1 protein-coding gene is annotated in these 688 nt (G+C 60.5%); it reads right to left on the reverse strand.

All coding sequences use genetic code 11. The annotated features are described in order from the left end of the window. Nucleotides 1-674: AMP-binding protein (locus KIP88_RS45940; RefSeq protein WP_308163853.1), on the reverse strand; the 674-nt coding region annotated here is incomplete at its 3' end. Nucleotides 675-688: the final 14 nt, after the last annotated feature.

Consider the following 688-nt stretch of genomic DNA (forward strand, 5'->3'; position numbering starts at 1 on the left):
CGGAAGCCGCGGATCTTCACCTGGTCGTCGTTGCGGCCCAAAAACGCCAGATTGGCGTCCGGCAAGTACCGCGCCAGATCCCCGGTGCGGTACATCCGCGCCCCCGGCTCAGTGCTGAACGGATCGGCCACAAACCGCTCCGCCGTCAGCGCGGGCCGGTTCAGATAGCCACGCGCGACCCCCGCCCCGCCAATGTAAAGCTCCCCTACGGCCCCAAACGGAACAGGCGCGCCATCACCATCCAGCAGATAGACCCGCGTGTTCGCAATCGGACGGCCGATATGCGGCACAATGTCGACGAAAAGCCGTCCCGAGGTCGCCACGACCGTCACTTCAGTAGGGCCGTAGTTGTTTATTAGCTTGAGAGCCGCTGGTAGAGGCGCAGGCACACGCTGGAGACGATCCCCGCCAACAAGCAAGTACTCCAATGTGGGATTTACCAGCTTATCTTCTAACGCGATCGTGGCGAGCGGCGTGATCAAAAAGGCGGAGTCCAGCGATTGATCACGCCACCATTGCAGCAAAAGGAGAGAATCTCCTGCCGGCGCTCTGGGCGGGAGCAGCAATGTGCTGCGGTTACATAACGCAGACCATAGCTCCCAAGTGCTGGCATCGAATGCTACTCCAGCCGTGAGCGCACAGCAGGTTTCGGGTTGCGGACAAAACGTTTGCACATGCCATGCTATAA

Source organism: Bradyrhizobium sp. SRL28 (genome assembly GCF_018596315.1).
Classification (GTDB): Bacteria; Pseudomonadota; Alphaproteobacteria; order Rhizobiales; family Xanthobacteraceae; genus Bradyrhizobium.